The organism is Serinicoccus sp. JS2-9 (assembly GCF_059025165.1).
In genome coordinates this window covers 2,239,980-2,256,770 of sequence record NZ_CM180091.1, presented here as the reverse complement: position 1 = coordinate 2,256,770, position 16,791 = coordinate 2,239,980, and the positions used below count along the sequence as shown (strand labels likewise).

The following is a 16,791-nucleotide window of genomic DNA, read 5'->3' as shown; positions in this document are numbered from 1 at the left end:
CCCCTCACCTCGTTGTAGTGGCTCCACGTGAGCATACGTAGCGTTCCATGCGGGCGCACTAGAGGGGTGAGACAGGGCCGCTCCAGGAAGCAACTGGAACACCTCATCCGGTACCTTCGGTCTCTAGAAAAGGGCATCAGGCACTGCGGACGTTCTAGAGACCTTCCGGTCTAGCCCCGGTCTGTGACCAACCGGGTCGTTATACAACGCCAGGACCGTCGCACTGGATGCTCGGGTCGCTTTTCGCACAAGCGTCTCCAGCTGAGTCATGCTGAGTGCAGGTGTTCCGATCAGACCGTACGCCACACAGTCAGCAAACAGAGTGTTGGTCAGACCGGATCCAAAACTATCTGCAAGAACCCTACGACCCCCTTGCGGCCCATATGACGAATCGGCCTGTTGATGAAGGTCCACGTAGTCGTTCGCCGCATACGAACCGGGAACCAAGTTATAGTCGTCAACGTCGTACGTGTGTGCGCGACAAAATTTAAAAAAACAACTGGAATTGCTGAGGCGGAAGGAACTTGGTTCCGACACCGGAACCCGCCTTATCGCTCTTTCGAATTGGCGAAAGAGCAAGGCTTGCTTCTCGTACTGTTCGTCCGGGCGGTAAATCCAATCCTCGCCCTCCTTCTGCATTCGCTTGTACTGCACGAGCACCGCGCTCTTGCGCTCCAAGTTCACATACACGAGATCCGCCCCAACCTCGCCCTCGACTCGCGTCCGATTGACATTGTACACGCGAAGCGTGCGACCTTGGTCGTCTTCGAATTCGGCGAATCCAATGCCATTTTCTTTTCGTCGCTTAGCGCCGAGAAAAACTCGCAATTCATGGTCGATGATTGGATCCTCGCGCGGCGCTGGTGGGAGAAAAACGCCGTTAACAGATTCCACACCCCACCGCTCCTCCTCCATCAACTCACCCGCGTCCATCTTTGCGCTCTTCAGCGCAAGGAGTGTGCCTTCTCTTTGTTCCGGGAGCCATCCGGAGTCGGCCCATGCAGTCCTTGTGTCACTTTCCCGCAGCCATCTGTCCAGAGCGCGCTGCGACTCTGGCCAATCTGTCAGTGCATGCAGGACCCGGCGGGTGGCCGCCTCACCCAGGACACCCCCCTTGGACTTGAAAGGCGCCAGTTGAGCCGTCGTCATTCCGGAACTGACATCGTCCGTGGTCCAACCCTGAACGGACACAGCCTCAGAGAATCGAAACAGGTAGTCCAAGTCACCCGTGGTCCCTGACGGCTCCGCTCGGGCGATCACCATCGCGTGGTCGTCATGCCAGAAAATCGCGGCTTTCACCTTCGACACGTCGCCCCGCGGACGACGCAGAGCGAGCCTTACCTCGCGGCGCTCGACATCCCGGAGAAGATCCAGTTCGTCATCGTCTGGCCAGACGCTCAATATGCGGCCCATGGCGCAAGCCTCTCAGATCCGTCTCCGTCCATCCGTCGTGTGGCCGGGGGCAACAGTGCTGGTCTCGCGCGGGTCGGTTTATCTGACGGGCCGCCACGGGCGTGGGCCGAGAGGACGTGCTGGCGCGCAGCCCCCCTCCCCCGGCTGCGCGCCGACCTCATCGATGCGGGACTTGGCGACGTTAAGATCCTCGTCGACTAGCAGCTGCCGCTCACCAGCAAGCGCGCCGTCGTCCTCGCCGCGCAGCACCCGGAGACCGGACGCGCGTCATACCTCGTGGTCGAGCTCAAGCAGTGGGGCGAGGCGGAGCGCTTAGAGAACAGCGACGTGCTCGTGCGGATCGACTGCTACGGCAACCACCCCGCCCTACACCCGCTCGAGCAGGTGCGGGGCTACTGCGACTACCTCACCGACTTCGTCGTCACGCTGGCCGAGGACGAGCACGAGCTGGCCGGCACGGCATACCTGCACAACGCGACCAACCTGGGCATCGCGGACCTGCGTGACATGGCGACCCCCGATGCCGCGCGCCCGGCACGGATGTTCAGCGGACAGGACCGCAGCCAGTTCCGCGACTACCTAAGCCTCGATCCACCGATGAGCTGGTGAGACTGGCTGCGTAGACGGCCCGGAGGACGACGGAGGCTTGGGTGTCGGTGAGGGCAGGTGGGAGCTGCCGGTCTGCCCGGCTTTTCCACTGGGGTTCCTGCTGGTAGGGACTGAGGGCTGGTGCTCAGGTCGGTGCGGGCGCCGGGTTGGGCAGGAGGGCGGCGTAGAGCGCCGTCCACGCGTCCTGCCATGGCCAGTCGCGGGGCAAGTGCAGGTGCAGTCGTCGGGCGGAGGAGGCGATGCGGGCGGGCAGGTTGATCAGCTTGCGCCGGATCGTCGGGGTCGTGGCCCTGGCCAGCTGGGTGCTGCCGGTGAGGGTGGCCGCGGCGCGGGTGAGGTTGAAGGCCATGGTCGCGGCGATGAGCCAGATGGCGTTGGCGGTGAACGTGCCCGAGGGCAGGTGCGCCAGGGCGGAGGCTTTCAGGTCGGCGTGCACGTTCTCGATGATCGCGTGACCCCGGTGGACCTGGTCGGCGGCCACGGTGCCTCGTTCGGTGACCGGGGTGGTGGTGAAGAAGGCGTGGAAGCGGAAGGTGTCGAACAGGGAAGCCTGCCCGTCCTTGGCCTTGTGGTTCAGGTCGGGGATGCGGCGCACCACCAGCCGGCCGGTGACCTGCTGGGCCTTCTTGGCCGAGGTGAACGCGGTGTAGGGCACCTCGGCGACTTCTGCCCGGGAGACCCAGGTCTTGGTGGTCTCGTCGTAGATCGCGTCGGTGTACCTGATCGTGGTCCAGGCGTCGTCGTCGATGCTGGCGATGGCACGTTTGACCGCGGGGTCCAGCCGGACGGTGATCGAGACCTGCGCCCCGGCCTTGATGGCGGCGCCCACCAAGGTGGCGGAGTAGAACGCGGAGTCGGCCCGCAGCAGCACGGGTCGTGCGGCCAGGTGGCTGCGCCGGACCAGCGCCAGGGCGTCGGTCGCGAGCCGGAGCGCTCCGCGGGAGGAGCCGACGGAGCCCTTGCGCAGGCGTTGGGCGGCGATGACCGGGGCGGCTTGGTCGGTGGTCACGGTGGCCAGCAGCGCGTTCAGGCCTCGGACCCCGGTGTACCCGAACCCGGCGCCCTGCTTGGCGTAGCCGTGGACCTCCACGATGGTGTCGTCCATATCGAGCAGTACCGTCCCGGTGTCGCCGGCCTTACCGAGCAACCCGCTCTGTTCGGCCAGGGCCAGGGTGAAGCGGGAGGCGACCGCGTCGCCCTGGCGGACGTGTCCGAAGGTGAAGGCGCGCAGGAACGAACCGAGCGTGGAGGGAGCGTAGGGCCGGTCGAAGACCTTGCCCATCGCGCCGTGGCGCAACAGCCCCAAGTCCTCGATACTGTCCGCGCCGGCGGCCATCCCGGCCACCAGGGCGGCCAGTTTCGCCCCGGCGTTGGCGCCCTTGTCGGTCGGCAGACTCAGGTGCTCATCACCCAGGGCGCGCAGACCGGCTTCTTCGGCCAGCGCCATGACCGGGACCAGCCCAGCGGCCGACACGAGGTTGGGGTCATCGAACGTCGCGGAGGCCACGGGCAGGGTATGAGAGAGTTGCATCTACGAGATGCCCTTCCGGGTTGGGTGATACGTGCTCTAGACAAGTCGTATCTTCCCAAGTCAGAGGGGCATTCTCACTTCCCCACGCCGTCTTTAGCCCTCACCCCATCGGTGGATCCAGGCTAAGGAGCCCGGCGCACCAGGTGCGTCAGCTGGCGTGCGAGGCCGACATCATCTCCGCCGTGCTCGGCACCCAGGGGCAGATCCTCGACCTGCGCCGGGCCAAGACACTCGTCACCCCGGGTCAGCGGCGAGCGCTGTCTCACCGCGACGGCGGGTGCACCTTCCCCGGGTGCCACGTGCCCGCGACCTGGTGCGACGCGCACCACGTCGTGCACTGGGCCCGCGGCGGCCCCTCGGACCTCGGCAACTACGCCCTCCTCTGCCCCCGCCACCACACCTGGGTCCACCAGCACGACACCACCGCCGACGTCGACACCACCGGTGTCCGGTGGAGACTGCGATGACCCCGCCCCACACCCGGCCCCTGGAGGGGCCGGGCCACCGGCCTGCGCCCGGTCGATAATGCGGGACGCCATACCCTGACCTCGTGCCGGACGACTTCCTCATCGCCCACAACCCTGAGGACGGCTAGCGGCTGCCGTACCTGCTGCGCATCCCCCTCGGGCCGGACGGGATCGTTTTCAAGGCCAAGGAGACGTGGCCGCGCACCGGAAAGGTCTACTGCCACCGCGCCACCGGCTGGCCCGCCGACCCGGACCTCATCGAGACCGTCCCGACCCGATCCTGCGTCCGGCGCGGCGCCAGCATCGACCTCGTCCTCGACCGCGGCCGGGAGAACCGCTCGCAGTTCGTCCTGACCCGCGTCCGCGGCCGCGAGGCGGTCTTCTGGCAGACCGCGCGCACCGCCAAGCAGGCGCGACCGGCGGTGAGTCTCCCCACGGCGCGCGGCTCGGGCATACCCACCCTCGAGATCGTCGTCGACAGCCACGAGCGGTATGCCTGGTCCTTCGACCACCAGCAGGTCACCACCCGCCGCGAGGGGCTGCCGGCGGGCGACTACGCGATCGAGGTCGCCGGCCGGGTGCTCGCCTCCGTCGAGCGCAAAAGCCTCGCCGACCTCGTCTCCACCCTGACCACCGGCAAGATGCGCTACCTGCTCGCCGACCTCTCCTCCCTGCCCACCGCGGCCGTCGTCGTCGAGGACCGCTACTCCGCCGTCTTCAAGCTCGACCGGGTCCGCCCCGCCGTCGTCGCCGACGCGCTCGGCGAGTGCCAGGCCCGCTTCCCCACCGTCCCGATCGTCTTCTGCGAGACCCGCGCGCTCGCCCAGGAGTGGACCTACCGCTTCCTCGCCGCCGCCCTCGCCCACGCCGGCGAGGAGACCCACGTCGAGGCCGAGGCCACACCTCTCACCTCGGGGCGACCGGCCAGCGCGGCGCAGATCCGGAAGTGGGCACGCGCCTAGGGAAGCGCTGATCTATTGGCGGGGTCGGGGTGGCGTCGGCGTGGGGTGGGTGGTTGGGCGGGATGATGGGGGGTGTGGTCAACGAGCAGCCCTCTTTCACCGATCTTGAGTACGGCAACCGGCGGCGGGTCTCTCGCCGGGAGAAGTTCCTGGCGCAGATGGAGGCGACGATCCCGTGGCGGGCGTGGGTCGCGGTGATCGAGCCGCACTACTACCGGGACCGGGCCGGGCAGCGGGGCGGTAAGCCGGTGCCGTTGGAGCGGATGCTGCGGATGTACCTGCTGCAGGTCTGGTTCTCCCTCTCGGATGAGGGTGTGGAGGAAGCGATCTACGACTCCTACGCGATGCGCCAGTTCATGGGTCTGGACTTCGCCACCGCCCAGGTCCCGGACGCGACGACGTTGCTGCACTTCCGGCACCTGCTGGAGGAGCACGACCTCGGCGAGAAGCTGCTGGCCGAGCAGGGCGAGATCTTTCAGGCCCAGGGGTGGGTGATGCGGGGCGGGTCGATCGTGGACGCCACGATCGTCGCGGCGCCGTCGTCGACGAAGAACGCCTCCGGGGCCCGGGACCCGCAGATGCGGCAGACGAAGAAGGGCAACCAGTGGTACTTCGGGATGAAGGCGCACATCGGGGTCGACGCGGGTACCGGGTACGTGCACTCGGTGGCCTGCACGGGCGCGAACGTGCATGACCTGGACCAGGTGGTCCACCTGGTCCGGGCTGATGATGAGGTCGTGTACGCCGACGCGGGGTACCAGGGCGCGCACGCGCGACCGGAGGTGGCCGAGGCTGGCCTGTCCGGGGTCGCGTGGCGGATCGCGCCCCGCAAGGGCGCGCTGCGGGGAATGCCTGTCCAGGACCGGGTCATCGCTTCGGCCCAGGCTTCGGTGCGGGCCAAGGTCGAGCACCCGTTCCTGATCGTCAAGCGTGACTTCGGGTTCGCCAAGACCCGGTACCGGGGCATCGCGAAGAACCTGAACCACCTGCACGTGCTGTTCGCGTCGGCGAACTGGCTGATGCGCGCTCGTGCCCTCGCCCTGACCGGGTGAGGGCCAGGCGCCAGCCTGCCCCAAACCAGTCCCGGAGCCCCGAGCCAAGGGGCACAGGGCCAGTCAACGACCCCAGCCCAGCGGCCAGCACACCCCCAGCGAGGCCTCCGACCCCCTCACACCCGCAGAAGCCTCCAGATCATCGATTCCCTAGGGGTATGCCCTCGCCGACCGCGGGCGCATCCCACGCGAGATCCGCGCGGCCTTCGACGCACGGCTGTAGAGCAGCGCCGAGGCCTTCCCAGCGTAGACATTCCTCGCTACTCTTCCCTTGTCCGCCGTCGGAATCCATGACGCCGACGGGACATTCTTGGAGAGGACCAGGGGAATGTCATATCCACATGTACCGGACGAAACAACCGGACCGCAGGGCCAGTGGGCCGACCCACACCAACCGCAGTCACCGGCAGCACAGCCGCCCGCCGTGCAGCAGCAGGCCTGGGGGCCGCCGCCCGGAATGCACTACCCCCTGCAGGTGCAATCTCGTAACCCCGTCTTGTACGCCTTGGCGTCCGCCCTCATCGCGGGCCTCGGCACGATGCTGGGTGGTCGCGTCGGCCGAGGAATACTCATTCTGTGCACGGTCGCCTTCTTCGGCATCGCCATGTTGATCCCTTTCATCGGATGGCTGTTGATTCCTGTGTGGCTGGCTGCGTGGGCCTTCTCCATCTATGACGGGTACGCCACCGCGCGCTCCTGGAACATGCGCCACGGGATCATTAGCTGAAGGCACCGTCCACCACGCTGGGCGGAGGGCGCCGAGTCGGACCCGGCCCCCGTCGTCTCAGCCAGCGGCATACCTCACCTCCTCCTAGCCTGAGGTGATGAGCACCCCCGTCACCCCCCGCCCCGTCTCCCTCGTCGCGGGAGGCTCCCGCGGCCTCGGGCTCTTGGTCGCCCAGGAGCTCGCAGAGCGCGGCTACGACGTCGCCGTCTGCGCCCGCCACCTCGAGGAGACGCGCCGCGGCGCCGAGATCGCCGAGTCCCGCGCCCGGGAGGAGGCCGGGGCGGAAGCCGGCCGCGTCCACGCCTACGAGTGCGACGTCGCTGACCGGGAGGCCGTCCAGGCCTGGGTGGCGCAGGTCGAGAGCGACCTGGGGCCGGTCGAGGTCGCCATCCACGTCGCCGGCATCATCCAGGTCGGCCCGGCCGAGACGATGACCTTCCACCACTTCGACCAGGCCCTCGGCACCATGCTCATGGGCCCGCTCAACACCCTCTGGTCGGTGCTGCCCGGCATGCGCGAGCGCGGCCACGGCCGGCTCGGGGTGGTCTCCAGCATCGGCGGCGTCGTCGCCCCGCCGCACCTGCTGCCCTACTCCACCGCCAAGTTCGGCGCCACGGGCCTCACCCAGGGCCTGGCCAGCGAGCTGGCCGGCACCGGGGTCACCGCCACGACGATCGTGCCCGGCCTCATGCGCACCGGCTCGCACGAGAACGCGCAGTTCACCGGAGACCGCGCCGCGGAGTATGCCTGGTTCGCCCCGGCCGCCTCGCTCCCCCTGCTGTCGATGGACGCCGAGCGTGCGGCGCACCGGATGGTCGACGGGGTCCTGGCCGGCCGCCCCATGGTCGTCCTCACCCCGCTGGCCAAGATCGGTATGCGGGTGCACGGCCTCCTGCCCGCCACCACCATCCGCGTCATGGGCCTGACCTCGCGGCTGCTGCCGAGCGCCCCCGCAGACCGCGACGCGGCCCGCCCGGTGAGCGGGCGGACCGCGGCGCAGCAGCTGGGATCCGGCGTGGTGAGCCGGCTCACCACCCTGGGCCGCCGGGCCGCGGAGCGCTTCAACCAGCGCGGCCCGGGCTCGGCCCCTACGGCGTGAGCACGACCTTCAGGCAGTTGTCCTGCTTGTCGTTGAACGTCTTGTACATCTCCGGCGCCTGCTCCAGCGGCACCCGGTGCGTGGCCAGGTCCTCCAGCCCGAGCACGTCCTCGGCACCGCTGACGAGGTCGTAGAGCTCGTCGGTCCACCGGCGAACGTGGCACTGCCCCATGCGCATCTGCACGCCCTTGTCGAAGAGCTCCATCATCGGCATCGGGTCGGCCATGCCGCCGTAGACGCCGCTGATCGACACCGTGCCGCCGCGGCGCACCGCGTCGATGGAGCTGTGCAGCGCTGCCAGCCGGTCCACACCGGCCGTCTCGATGGCGGCCCGGGCGAGGGGCTTGGGCAGGCGCTTGGCCGCCGCCACCGCGGCACCGAGCACCGGGCTGCCGTGCGCCTCCATGCCGACCGCATCGAGGACGCCGTCGGCGCCCCGCCCGTCGGTCAGGTCACGGATCGCGTCGCCGACGTTCTTCGTCGAGTCCAGGTCCACGACCTCGGCGCCCCACTCGGCCGCCAGCGCGTTGCGCTCCGGGATCCGGTCGACGCCGATGACCCGCAGGCCACGGTGCCGGGCCGCGCGGACGGCCAGCTGCCCGACCGGGCCCAGACCCATGACGGCGAGGGTGCCGCCCTCCTCGACGTCGGCATACTCGATGCCCTGCCACGCCGTGGGCAGGATGTCGGTGAGGTAGAGCACGCGCTCGTCGGCCAGCGCGGGGTCGACCCGCACCGGCAGGAAGTCGGCGTGCGGCACCCGCACCAGCTCGGCCTGCCCGCCGGGCACCGATCCGTAGAGGTCGGTGTAGCCGAAGAGGCTCGCGCCCGTGCCCTGGTCGACGTTCTGCGTGGTCTCGCACTGGGCGAAGAGGCCGCGCTCGCACATCCAGCACTTCCCGCAGCTGACGTTGAACGGGACGATGACCTTGTCGCCGACCTCCAGCGTGTCGACGGCGCTACCCACCTGCTCGACGACGCCCATGAACTCGTGCCCGAGGATGTCACCGGGGTGCAGGTAGGCCGCCAGCACGTTGTAGAGGTGCAGGTCGGAGCCGCAGATCGCGGTCGAGGTGACGCGCACGATCGCGTCGGTCGGGTCCTGCAGGACGGGGTCGGGGACTGACCGGACGGAGACGTCCTGGAGTCCTTGCCATGTGAGTGCTCGCATCCCTCCACGCTAAGAGCGCGCCGAGGCGCTCGCGCGGTGAGCCGACCCGGGGGTGAAAAGCCGCGTCCTGATCGGCGACCGTGGCCGGCGCCATGACCTCGACCGCCTCCTGCAGCCGATCGCGGTCCGGCGTGGGCGACGGTCAGCTGACCCGCTGCCAGGTCCACCCGTCGTCCGGTATGCCCGTGCCCAGGGTCTGCAGCGCCGCGACCAGCATGTGGGCGCTCGCCGCGGCATCCTCCACCCGACCCCAGAAGACGTGGTTCTCGCTGGTCGCGCCGCGCGGCTGCCGGGCGGGGTCGGACCACCCGGCGCGCTGCAGGGCAGCGGTCTGCTCCGGTGAGAGGTCGGCATACGCGGCGGAGACGCACTCGCAGAGCAGGTCGTCACCGAGCCGGGAGACCTGGACGTAGCGCCCGATGGCACCCGGCGGGTCGGGCTCGGCCAGCAGCAGGCTCTCGTCGTCGCCGAGCGCTCCGATCTCGGCGGTCAGCTCCTCGCGCGTGCGGGTCCAGGCGATGTCGTCCATCGCCTCAGCGTGGCACGACGTGGGAGCCGCCCGGGGTCCGCCTGTCCTGTGAGGCCGACCGAGAGCGAGAGCACGAGGAGAGGGATGTCTGGCTTCGTCGGGGGGAGATCCGCAGGAGATGACGGAGGGTTCGCGCGCCCTGCACCGCACGGGCGGGCGGATCGAGGACGCCGGTGGCGCGCTGCGCGACATCAGCGGCTCCAGCGCGGGCCAACCGGTCTGCTCCCGGCGCTGGTGCCGGCGGCCGGCACGGCGGGCATGCACGCCGACCGGACAAGTGCGTTGGCCGAGGTGGGCGCTCGCTGAGATGTCCGCCGAGACGATTGGACGCATGCAATCGCATGCAGGAGCTGTACTCTGATGAGTGTGAGCACGAACCTGCAGATCCGCTCCGTGGACGAGGCCCTTGCTGCGGCGGCGAAGGCCGAGGCCGCACGCCGTCGGTTGAGCCTGTCCGACTACCTCAAGGAACTCATCGAGAAGGACCTCCAGGCAAACAGCATCACTGCCCGGCGGGAACGCCTCTTCGCCGAGATCAGAGCCAATCCCCCCATCGTCGGCCTCACAGCGGAAGACACCGCGGCGGCGGTGGCTCAGGCACGCGAGGAGATGGGCCTGTCGTGATCGTGCTCGACGCCTCCGCCTGGGTGGACATGGTGACCGGACTGGTCCCGCCCTTCGAGCCGGCCGACGACGTCGTGGTGCCACCTCACTTCGACGCCGAGGTCGTAGGCGCTCTTCGCGCCATCGAGCAACGTCGTGCGCTCCCCGCCGATGTCGCCAGACATCTGGTGGAGCACCACCTACGGGCTGGCTTCGCCGTCGAGCACGACCCCGCCGACGTGCGTCGCGCATGGGGCTGGCGCGACAGCATGTCCATCACCGATGCCTGGTATGCCGCCATGGCACTGCGCCACGCAGGCACCTGGATCACGCGCGATGCGCGCGCGGCACGCACCGCGCGCAGACACGGCGTCCAGGTCCAGGTACCAGAGGCACGCGCCTGAAACGGCATACCCTGAAGCCGTGCCGGACGACTTCCTCATCGCCCACAACCCTGAGGACGGCTCGCGACTGCCGTACCTGCTGCGCATCCCCCTCGGGCCGGAGGGCGTCGTGCTCAAGGCAAGGGAGACCTGGCCGCGGACCGGGAAGGTCTACTGCCACCGCGCCACCGGCTGGCCCGCCGACCCGGACCTGGTCGAGACCGTGCCCACCCGATCCTGCGTCCGCCGCGGCGCCAGCATCGACCTCGTCCTCGACCGGGGCCGGGAGAACCGCTCCCAGTTCGTCCTCACCCGCGTCCGCGGCCGCGAGGCGGTCTTCTGGCAGACCGCGCGCACCGCCAAGCAGGCCCGCCCCGCGGTGAGCCTCCCCACGGCGCGCGGCTCGGGCATACCCACCCTCGAGATCGTCGTCGACAGCCACGAGCGGTATGCCTGGTCCTTCGACCACCAGCAGGTCACCACCCGCCGCGAGGGGCTGCCGGCGGGCGACTACGCGATCGAGGTCGCCGGCCGGGTGCTCGCCTCGGTCGAGCGCAAGAGCCTCGTCGACCTCGTCTCCACCCTGACCACCGGCAAGATGCGCTACCTGCTCGCCGACCTCTCATCACTCCCTACCGCGGCCGTCGTCGTCGAGGACCGCTACTCCGCGGTCTTCAAGCTTGAGCACCTCCGCCCCGCGGTCGTCGCCGACGCGCTCGGCGAGTGCCAGGCCCGCTTCCCCACCGTCCCGATCATCTTCTGCGAGACCCGGGCCCTCGCCCAGGAGTGGACCTACCGCTTCCTCGCCGCCGCGCTCGCCCACGCCGGCGAGGAGACCCACGTCGAGACCGAGGCCGCTCCGCTCACCTCGGGGCGACCGGCCAGCGCGGCGCAGATCCGGGAGTGGGCACGCGCCCAGGGGTATGCCCTCGCCGACCGCGGGCGCATCCCACGCGAGATCCGCGAGGCATTCGACGCACGGCGGTAGGACGGCACGCCCGTCCCCGGTGCCGCGGCGCCTATGCTGCGGAGGCGGCTGCACCAGGGGCCGGAGACGCGAACACAGACCGGCCACGACGGCATCTCGACACGACAGGAGCACCATGCCCAACCACGACCTGCCCGACGAGGCGCGCGCGGTCGCCGCGCTCCGGGTCACCCCCGAAGCGCCCGCGGACCAGCCCGGGCATCGACCTCCGACCGTTCCCGGCGCCTCCACCCGCCCCTCGGGCACGCCCGAGCCGACCACCAACGTCGGCACCGACCGGATGCGGGTCATCGGCGACGGCTTCACCTTCGTCACCGCGTGGGCACTCCGCGGCATCATCGTCGCGGGCGCGCTCTGGCTCGCCTGGTGGATCCTGGACCGTGTCTGGTTCGGCGTCCTCCCGATCCTGCTCGCGCTCATCGTCGCGACCCTGCTCTCCCCCGTGGTCGCCCTCGGCCGACGGATCGGGCTGCACCCCACGCTCGCGACGGTCCTCACGCTCCTGCTGTCCGTGGGTCTGTTGGTGGGCGTCTTCGGCGCCCTCGCCCCGTCGATCACCTCGCAGTCCCGCGAGATCTTCGAGCAGGCCAGAGGCGGGGTCGACGAGGTGCGAGCCTGGATCAGCGGGCCGCCGCTCAACCTCGACAACGCGCAGATCGACGAATACCTGGGCACCGCCATCACCTGGCTGCAGGAGCGCAGCAGCGTGGCCGCCGGTGCAGTCGCCTCCGGTCTGGGCGTCGTCGGCTCCGCCCTGGTGACCCTCGGTCTCATGGTCGTGCTGCTGTTCTTCTTCCTCAAGGACGGGCCGAGCTTCCTGCCCTGGCTGCGACGCACCACCGGCCGCAGCACCGGCCGCCACCTCACCGAGGTGCTCACCCGCATGTGGACGACCCTCGGCGGCTTCATCCGCACCCAGGCGATCGTCAGTGCCGTGGACGCCGTGCTCATCGGCATCGGCCTGCTCATCCTTCAGGTGCCGCTCGCCCTCACCCTGGCCGTGCTCACCTTCTTCGGCGGCTTCATCCCCATCGTGGGCGCGGTCGTCGCGGGCGGCATCGCCGTGCTGGTGGCGCTGGTGACGCAGGGGCCGACCCAGGCGCTGATCGTGCTGGCGATCGTCATCGCGGTGCAGCAGATCGAGGGCAACGTCCTGCAACCGGCCCTCCAGGGCCGCAGCATGCAGATGCACCCCGGCATCATCCTGCTCGCGGTCGCCGGCGGCAGCACCCTCTTCGGAGTCATCGGCGCCTTCCTGGCCGTCCCCTTCGCCGCCACCTTCGTGGTGCTGCTGCGCTACCTCAGCGAGCAGGTCGACCTGCGCAGCGGTGACATCGACGTCGAGCACGTCGCCTTCGCGACGCCGGAGGGGCGCGTCGCCGGGGCGCGGACGCAGTACCTCGGCGAGGTCGAGCGGTCCGAGCGCGCCGGCTCGCGCGACGACACGGCACCTGCGCAGCCCGCCCGTCCGGGCCTGCTCTCCTGGCTCTTCGGCCGGCACTGACCCCGCCTCGGCGGTCCCGTCCTGCGACGGGGACCGACCGGCATGGCGACGCGGCGGATCGGCTGTCACGCTGGTGCGATGGAGACGCTCCTCGACGCCGCACGCGACATGGTGACCCCCGAGACCGGTTGGAGCGCCGAGCTGTTGCTGCGCACCGTGCTGACGACCGTGGTGATGTTCCTGGCGATCGTGCTGCTGGCGCGCCTGTTCGGCACGCGCACCTTCGCCTCCTTCACCACCTACGACTTCCTCACCAACGTCGCCGCCGGCTCGCTCGTCGCCAGCGCCATCCTCAGCGACCGGATGGTCGAGGCGACCGTCGGTCTCGTCGTCCTCGTGGTGCTGCAGTATGCCGTGTCCAGCGCGGCCGCACGCTCCCGCGCGGCGCGGGACGTGGCGGACAACGACCCGGTGGTGCTCGTGCAGGACGGCCAGGTCCTCGAGCGCCCGATGCGTCGCGCGCGCGTCTCGCACGCCATCCTCGACCAGCACCTCCGGGCCTCGGGCCTCACCCGGGTCGACGAGGTGCACCTCGCGGTGCTCGAGTCCGGCGGCTCGATCAGCGTGCTGCGACGCGCGACCGGCTGAGCCACCCTTAGGCGGCGTGGCCAGAGGCTTGAGCACGGTCAGCGAGGAGTCGAGGCCGTAGGGCTCGTTTCCGTGGATGCGGCCCTGCACCCAGACCGATGTGTCCCCGGTGCCGACGGTCGCGACATACAGCTCGCGCCCCTGCTCGGTCAGGCTCGAGGTGCACCTCGCCGACGGCGGGCAGGACGACGACGTCATGGAGTTCATCCGCGCGCAGGTCATCCACGACTGTCTCGACGCCTACGAGGCGCACCTGGACTTCCTGCGCACCGTGAGGCGCCGGGGGGCGGTGCCGGTCTAGGATGACGGGCGTGCCGCGGACGACCCTGGAGATCCCCTGGAGCCGGCTCGAGAGCGCGCTCGGCGAGCAGCTGGGAGACGGCGCGGTCAGCCGGCGGCCGCTGGACCTGCATGCGCTCGCGCACGACGCGTCGCACTACCTGCTGACGCCCGAGCTGCTCGTCCGCCCCACTTCCGCGAGCCAGGTGGCCGCGGTGATGGCCGCCTGCGACCGCGTGGGCGCGCCCATCACCTTCCGTTCCGGCGGCACCAGCCTCTCCGGGCAGTCCGTCACCGACGCGGTGCTGGTCGACACCCGCCGGCACTTCACCGATGTCGAGGTGCTCGACGGCGGGGCCCGTGTCCGGGTCCAGCCGGGGGTGACGGTGCGTGCGGTGAACGCCCGGCTCGCGCCCTACCACCGCAAGCTCGGGCCGGATCCGGCCAGCGAGGGCGCCTGCACGCTCGGCGGCGTCATCGCCAACAACTCGAGCGGCATGCACTGCGGCACCGAGCTCAACACCTACGCCACGCTCGAGTCGCTGACCTTCGTGCTGCCCTCGGGCACCGTCATCGACTCGGGCGCCCCGGACGCCGAGGCGGAGCTGGCGGCCAGGGAGCCCGAGCTGGTCGCCGGGCTGCTGGCCCTGCGCCGGCAGGTGCTCGCCGACCCGGACTCGGTCGCGACCATCCGGCGGCTGTTCTCGATGAAGAACACCATGGGCTACGGCATCAATGCGCTGCTCGACTACGAGCGGCCGCTCGACATGCTCGTGCACCTCATGGTGGGCAGCGAGGGCACGCTCGGCTTCGTCGCCTCCGCCGTCCTGGCGACCGTGCCCGTCCACCCCGAGGTAGCCACCGGTCTCCTCGTCCTCGACACCATCGCCGAGGCCACCGGCGCAGTCCCCGCGCTGGCCGGGACCGACGTCGCCACCGCCGAGCTGCTCGACGCCGCGTCGCTGCGGGTGGCCCAGCAGGACCCGGCCTGCCCGCCCCAGATCGCCTCCCTCGCCATCGAGGAGCACGCCGCGCTGCTGGTCGAGTGGCAGGGCGACACCCCCGCCGAGCTGGACGCCACGTTGGCGTCGGCGGCCGCCACCCTCGACGGGCTGGCACTGACCGAGCCTGCCCGGCTCACCCGGGACGCCCGGGAACGCGCCGCGCTGTGGAGGGTCCGCAAGGGGCTGTTCTCCGCCGTCGCCGAGGCCCGCCCCGCCGGCACCAACGCGCTGCTCGAGGATGTCGTCGTCGGCGTCGACGTGCTCGGGGAGACCTGCGTCGCGCTGACCGAGCTGTTCGACACGCACCGCTACGAGCAGTCGGTCATCTTCGGGCACGCCCGCGACGGCAACGTCCACTTCCTGCTCAACGAGCGCTTCGACGACCCCGATGCGATGCGCCGCTACGCCGCCTTCACCGAGGACATGGTCGACCTGGTGCTGGGCCAGGGCGGCTCGCTCAAGGCCGAGCACGGGACCGGCCGCATCATGGCCCCCTTCGTCCGGCGGCAGTACGGCGACGAGCTCTACGACGTCATGTGGCAGCTCAAGCGGCTCGTCGACCCACGTGGACTGCTCAACCCGGCGGCCGTCCTCTCCGACGAGCCCACGTCATACCTGCAGGACCTCAAGACCGCGCCGCCGGTCGAGGAGGAGGTCGACCGGTGCGTCGAGTGCGGCTACTGCGAGCCGGTCTGCCCGTCCAAGGACCTCACGCTCACCCCGCGCCAGCGCATCGTGGTGCGCCGCGACATCCAGACCGCGCGCGCCGCCGGTGACCACGCGCTCGCCGACTCCCTCGAGCGCGACTACGACTACGACGGCAACCAGACCTGCGCCGTCGACGGGATGTGCCAGAGCGCGTGCCCGGTCCGCATCGACACGGGTGCTCTCACCCGGAGGCTGCGCAGGGAGTCCGCCACCCGCACGGCGCAGGCGGCCTGGGCAGGGGCGGCGCGGGCCTGGGGCACGGTCGCGCCGCTGGGCGGGCTGGCGCTGAGTGCGGCCCGCCTGGTGCCCTCCGGCGTCCCGGTGGCTGCCACGCGGGTGGTGCGCGCGGTGGCCGGCGCCGACGCCGTGCCGCTCTACGACCCGCGCCTGCCGCGCGGCGGCCGGCGTCGCCGTGAGCTCGACCCCGCCTCCCCCGCCGCCGTGCTCTTCAGCACCTGCATCGGCGAGATGTTCGGGACCGAGCCGGGCGGCCACCGCGGCGACCTGGCCTCCGGGGCGACCGGTGCACTCGTCGACCTGTGCGTGCGCGCCGACGTCCCGCTGCGCACGCCGGCCGGCATCCGCGACCTGTGCTGCGGCACCCCATGGAAGTCCAAGGGGCTGGACGACGGGTATGCCGTCATGGTCGACCGGGTCGTCCCGGCCCTGCGGGAGGCCACCGAGGGTGGCCGGCTGCCGGTGGTGGTCGAGGCGTCCTCCTGCGCCGAGGGCCTCGTCGTGATGCTCGCCGAGCGCGCGCCGGAGCTGCGGGTGGTGGACGCCGTCGACTTCGTCCGGGACACCGTGCTCCCCCGGCTCGCCGTACGTCGCGGCGACCGCACCGTCGTCGTGCACCCCACCTGCTCCTCCGAGCGGTCCGGCAGCACCGAGGCCCTGGTGGCGCTGGCTCGTGCGGTCTCGACCGACGTGGTGGTGCCGGTGTCCTGGGGCTGCTGTGCCTTCGCCGGGGACCGCGGTCTGCTGCACCCCGAGCTCACCGCCTCGGCCACCGCGGCGGAGGCCGCCGAGGTCGCCCTCGTCGTGGCCCGGGACACCTCTCGAAAGCCGGGTTTCGTCTCGTGCAACCGCACCTGCGAGATCGGCATGACCCGGGCCACCGGCCAGCCTTACCGGCACGTGCTCGAGCTGCTCGAGGAGGCGAGCCGCCTGTGAG

17 protein-coding genes and 1 pseudogene are annotated in these 16,791 nt (G+C 70.5%); 14 read left to right on the top strand and 4 right to left on the bottom strand.

Features of this window, described 5'->3' with window-relative positions; all coding sequences use genetic code 11:
* Positions 1–123 precede the first annotated feature (123 nt).
* Positions 124–1,413, bottom strand: a complete 1,290-nt coding sequence (locus AC5PYY_RS10860) for a hypothetical protein (protein WP_493896827.1) — start codon at positions 1,411–1,413, stop codon at positions 124–126.
* Positions 1,414–1,689: 276 nt separating this feature from the next.
* On the opposite strand from AC5PYY_RS10860, the gene AC5PYY_RS10855 reads away from it, so the two are divergent.
* Positions 1,690–2,022, top strand: coding sequence for a hypothetical protein (locus AC5PYY_RS10855; protein WP_493896826.1), 333 nt, complete (start codon positions 1,690–1,692; stop codon positions 2,020–2,022).
* A 124-nt stretch (positions 2,023–2,146) separates the two neighbouring features.
* Here AC5PYY_RS10855 and AC5PYY_RS10850 read toward each other — a convergent pair whose 3' ends face one another.
* On the bottom strand, positions 2,147–3,553 hold the full coding sequence (locus AC5PYY_RS10850; RefSeq protein ID WP_493896825.1) for an IS1380 family transposase: 1,407 nt from the start codon (positions 3,551–3,553) through the stop codon (positions 2,147–2,149).
* A gap of 143 nt (positions 3,554–3,696) precedes the next feature.
* Here AC5PYY_RS10850 and AC5PYY_RS10845 point away from each other — a divergent pair, with 143 nt between their 5' ends.
* The 6 genes and pseudogenes from AC5PYY_RS10845 (at position 3,697) to AC5PYY_RS10820 (ending at position 7,860) form a co-directional block, all read left to right on the top strand.
* A complete protein-coding gene (locus AC5PYY_RS10845; protein WP_493896824.1) occupies positions 3,697–4,020 on the top strand; it encodes an HNH endonuclease signature motif containing protein in 324 nt (107 codons plus the stop codon).
* 422 nt (positions 4,021–4,442) lie between these two features.
* The gene (locus AC5PYY_RS10840; protein WP_493896823.1) at positions 4,443–4,982 is read left to right on the top strand and encodes an ERCC4 domain-containing protein; all 540 of its coding nucleotides are present in this window, start codon (positions 4,443–4,445) and stop codon (positions 4,980–4,982) included.
* 74 nt (positions 4,983–5,056) lie between these two features.
* Positions 5,057–6,034, top strand: a complete 978-nt coding sequence (locus AC5PYY_RS10835) for an IS5 family transposase (RefSeq protein ID WP_493896822.1) — start codon at positions 5,057–5,059, stop codon at positions 6,032–6,034.
* Positions 6,035–6,191: 157 nt separating this feature from the next.
* A pseudogene (locus tag AC5PYY_RS10830) lies at positions 6,192–6,257 on the top strand (hypothetical protein); the annotation flags it as partial.
* A gap of 201 nt (positions 6,258–6,458) precedes the next feature.
* Complete coding sequence (locus AC5PYY_RS10825) at positions 6,459–6,761, top strand: hypothetical protein (RefSeq protein WP_493896821.1); 303 nt, start codon at positions 6,459–6,461, stop codon at positions 6,759–6,761.
* Between the two features lie 97 nt (positions 6,762–6,858).
* Positions 6,859–7,860 (top strand): SDR family NAD(P)-dependent oxidoreductase, encoded by a 1,002-nt coding sequence (locus AC5PYY_RS10820; protein ID WP_493896820.1) that lies wholly within the window; start codon positions 6,859–6,861, stop codon positions 7,858–7,860.
* On the opposite strand, the gene AC5PYY_RS10815 is transcribed toward AC5PYY_RS10820, so the two are convergent.
* Both AC5PYY_RS10815 and AC5PYY_RS10810 read right to left on the bottom strand, forming a co-directional pair.
* Positions 7,850–9,031, bottom strand: a complete 1,182-nt coding sequence (locus AC5PYY_RS10815) for a zinc-dependent alcohol dehydrogenase (protein WP_493896819.1) — start codon at positions 9,029–9,031, stop codon at positions 7,850–7,852. The two genes, AC5PYY_RS10820 and AC5PYY_RS10815, sit on opposite strands and share 11 nt — an antisense overlap.
* 142 nt (positions 9,032–9,173) lie before the next feature.
* The gene (locus tag AC5PYY_RS10810) at positions 9,174–9,560 is read right to left on the bottom strand and encodes a TY-Chap domain-containing protein (RefSeq protein WP_493896818.1); all 387 of its coding nucleotides are present in this window, start codon (positions 9,558–9,560) and stop codon (positions 9,174–9,176) included.
* A gap of 366 nt (positions 9,561–9,926) precedes the next feature.
* Here AC5PYY_RS10810 and AC5PYY_RS10805 point away from each other — a divergent pair, with 366 nt between their 5' ends.
* The 7 genes from AC5PYY_RS10805 to AC5PYY_RS10775 all read left to right on the top strand — a co-directional run bounded on the left by AC5PYY_RS10805 (position 9,927) and on the right by AC5PYY_RS10775 (position 16,790).
* Positions 9,927–10,184 (top strand): hypothetical protein, encoded by a 258-nt coding sequence (locus AC5PYY_RS10805; RefSeq protein ID WP_493896817.1) that lies wholly within the window; start codon positions 9,927–9,929, stop codon positions 10,182–10,184.
* Entirely contained in the window at positions 10,181–10,567 is a 387-nt protein-coding gene (locus AC5PYY_RS10800; RefSeq protein ID WP_493896816.1) for a type II toxin-antitoxin system VapC family toxin, read from the top strand. Before AC5PYY_RS10805 ends, AC5PYY_RS10800 begins: the two co-directional genes overlap by 4 nt.
* 19 nt (positions 10,568–10,586) lie before the next feature.
* Positions 10,587–11,534: an Lsr2 family DNA-binding protein gene (locus AC5PYY_RS10795; RefSeq protein WP_493896815.1), complete on the top strand. Its 948-nt coding sequence runs from the start codon at positions 10,587–10,589 to the stop codon at positions 11,532–11,534.
* A gap of 115 nt (positions 11,535–11,649) precedes the next feature.
* Positions 11,650–13,038 carry an AI-2E family transporter gene (locus AC5PYY_RS10790; RefSeq protein ID WP_493896814.1) on the top strand — a complete coding sequence of 463 codons (1,389 nt, stop codon included), beginning with the start codon at positions 11,650–11,652 and terminating at the stop codon, positions 13,036–13,038.
* Positions 13,039–13,116: 78 nt separating this feature from the next.
* Positions 13,117–13,626, top strand: a complete 510-nt coding sequence (locus tag AC5PYY_RS10785; RefSeq protein ID WP_493896813.1) for a DUF421 domain-containing protein — start codon at positions 13,117–13,119, stop codon at positions 13,624–13,626.
* Between the two features lie 160 nt (positions 13,627–13,786).
* A complete protein-coding gene (locus AC5PYY_RS10780; RefSeq protein ID WP_493896812.1) occupies positions 13,787–13,927 on the top strand; it encodes a hypothetical protein in 141 nt (46 codons plus the stop codon).
* A gap of 1 nt (position 13,928) precedes the next feature.
* Positions 13,929–16,790 carry an FAD-binding and (Fe-S)-binding domain-containing protein gene (locus tag AC5PYY_RS10775; RefSeq protein WP_493896811.1) on the top strand — a complete coding sequence of 954 codons (2,862 nt, stop codon included), beginning with the start codon at positions 13,929–13,931 and terminating at the stop codon, positions 16,788–16,790.
* Position 16,791 lies beyond the last annotated feature (1 nt).